4 protein-coding genes are annotated in these 2108 nt (G+C 51.0%); 1 reads left to right on the top strand and 3 read right to left on the bottom strand.

Annotated features, from left to right (window positions below):
* Nucleotides 1-564, top strand: a 564-nt coding sequence (locus tag NZ772_17880; GenBank protein MCS6815424.1) for a lipase family protein, incomplete at its 5' end; no start/stop codon positions are given.
* On the opposite strand, the gene NZ772_17875 is transcribed toward NZ772_17880, so the two are convergent.
* From NZ772_17875 to NZ772_17865, 3 genes are all read right to left on the bottom strand, one after another.
* Nucleotides 509-1297 (bottom strand): TIGR00297 family protein, encoded by a 789-nt coding sequence (locus tag NZ772_17875; protein ID MCS6815423.1) that lies wholly within the window; start codon nucleotides 1295-1297, stop codon nucleotides 509-511. The genes NZ772_17880 and NZ772_17875 overlap by 56 nt on opposite strands.
* 18 nt (nucleotides 1298-1315) lie before the next feature.
* The gene (locus NZ772_17870; GenBank protein MCS6815422.1) at nucleotides 1316-1783 is read right to left on the bottom strand and encodes a DUF2996 domain-containing protein; all 468 of its coding nucleotides are present in this window, start codon (nucleotides 1781-1783) and stop codon (nucleotides 1316-1318) included.
* A gap of 167 nt (nucleotides 1784-1950) precedes the next feature.
* Nucleotides 1951-2108 (bottom strand): MoaD/ThiS family protein (locus tag NZ772_17865; protein ID MCS6815421.1); only part of this gene is annotated, 158 nt, incomplete at its 5' end.

Raw genomic sequence — 2108 nt, 5'->3', positions numbered from 1 at the left:
ATCAAATATCTAGATTTGCTGGAACGACAGCAACCCCGTTGCCTATATATCACAGGGCATAGTTTAGGTGGAGCATTAGCAGCAATGGCCACAGCTCACTTGCTGGCTAAGGGCCGATCAGTTACAGCACTTTACAACTTTGGGCAGCCCCGCATTGGGGATGCTGCCTTTGTAGAGTGGTTTAACAGTCGGTTTAAGAAATCCTATTTTCGCTATGTGAATCGCAATGACATTGTACCCAGGGTGCCACTAAACTTTATCCCTCGCTATGTGGGGTGGAATCCGTTTTACCGTCATGCTGGCAATTTGATGTATCTAGATAGCAAGGGCAATTTGCAAGAGACGGTCACCCTAGGAGAATTGATTGGTAGCCAGTGGCAGGCACTGCGTGAGCAAGGTGTTTCATGGATTGGGGATCATGATATGGCTCGGTATACCCGGTTTGTGCGACACACAGCCCAGCAGTACGAGCGCCTGCAAAGCATCAGCATCCATGCGGGTGATGCCTTTACTCTGCAAGAAGCTGGGGATAAATCTGAAGCAATCCCACTGCTAAAACCGTAGCGACTACGGCTCCAATGAGGGTATTGATGACATTCACCAATTCATTCGTTAGCCAAGCAAATTGCGTTTGCAGGGTTGCTCCAATGAGGCTTTCTACCGTTGTGGCAACAAAGGCAGCAATGACACAGATGGCAATGCCCAAAGGGGGAATCAGGCCAACTATCCAGCCAATCAAGGCGATCGCTGCTGACGCTACAATCCCAGCAATGGTTCCTTCCAGGCTGACTGCTCCTTCTGTGCCGCGGGGCACTGGCTTTAGGGTAGTGATTAGAAATGTGCGCTGGCCAAAGGCTTTGCCAATTTCACTAGCGCAGGTATCCGACAGTTTAGTGCTAAAGCTAGCCACATAGCCTAGCATCAGTAATGCTATTAGGGTGGTGCTACTCAGAGTCATGATTGTATCGGTGCTGATCCCCCGAATCAGCAGGATAGCAAGCGCACATAACGCTGCTACGGCTGCCGATCCCCAGACGTTCTCTGGCCCGCGTGCGCCTGATCGCTTCTCGGCAATACCGGCTGCCTCTTTCTCAGCCATGCCTATGCGGGTAACGGCTGAACCTACCAGAAAATAGGTCATCACTACAACGTAGCCTTGCCATCCCAAGCTGCCCCACACCAACACGCCTAGTGCCCAGCCATGGGCAATACCTGCTGGGGTCAATAGTTTCTTGGGACTAGCGATCGCTACACCGGCCAGGATTGTGTTGAGGGCGATCGCTACTAGCCACGTCATTGCTTGGCTCCCTGCCTACTAATTTCTGGTTAACCACTTCTGTCCATTCAAGCGTTGTACCAAACCGGCTACCAGTAAATCCAACGTGATTTTCCGCTCATCGCAGAGAAATGGCTCTAACACGGCTGGCTTGGTGCCATTGTCAGCACAGGAAAACCCACGAAAGCCCTGAATTGACTCATTGGGAAAGTAAAGGTTGAACTGGCGCTTACTCTGTTGCCACCGTCCTACTACCTGCCAGCAGGGATCAGCAGGAACCCCAACTACAGGGATTGCCTGATGTTCTAAAGAAATCGAAATGTCTTGAATTCCCTTCTGGGCCAGAGCTGTCTGCAAGGCAGGAATATAGTCTTGCTGAATAAACTCAGCAAAGGGCTTATCTTCCGGGGCGGGGGGCTTTTCTTTCTTGGGTTTTGCGGCGGCTGGTGTAGCTGCTGATTCTTCTTCACTAGCGGCTGGTGCCTGCTTTGCAGTCTCGTCGCTCATGACTCCTCCAAGCTGTTGAATGACATGTCAATATTATGATGAATAGCTCTTCGCTGGATGGTTAGCAATCTACTATTGCTTGACTAGGTAATTGCTTATGGAACCTTGCCCGTGGGATCTGGATCCGTAGGCGATCAGCGAAGAGCATCTGCCATCATCCAAAAGAGCTAGCCTCCTGCGATCGCAGGTACGATACTCACCTCATCCCCATCCTTCAACGGCGTTTGTTGCCCCTCAAGGAAGCGAATGTCTTCGCTGTTGACGTAGAAATTCACAAATCGACGCAGTTTGCCTTCCTCGTCACAGAGGCGCTCTTTGATCCCAG

This window comes from Cyanobacteriota bacterium (assembly GCA_025054735.1).
GTDB lineage: Bacteria > Cyanobacteriota > Cyanobacteriia > SKYG9 > SKYG9 > SKYG9.
This window is presented reverse-complemented; position numbering and strand designations above follow the sequence as displayed.

Coding starts and splice junctions, on each gene's coding strand:
- NZ772_17875 (MCS6815423.1), bottom strand. CDS start 1,297: ATGACGTGGCTAGTAGCGATCGCCCTCAACACAATCCTGGCCGGTGTA.
- NZ772_17870 (MCS6815422.1), bottom strand. CDS start 1,783: ATGAGCGACGAGACTGCAAAGCAGGCACCAGCCGCTAGTGAAGAAGAA.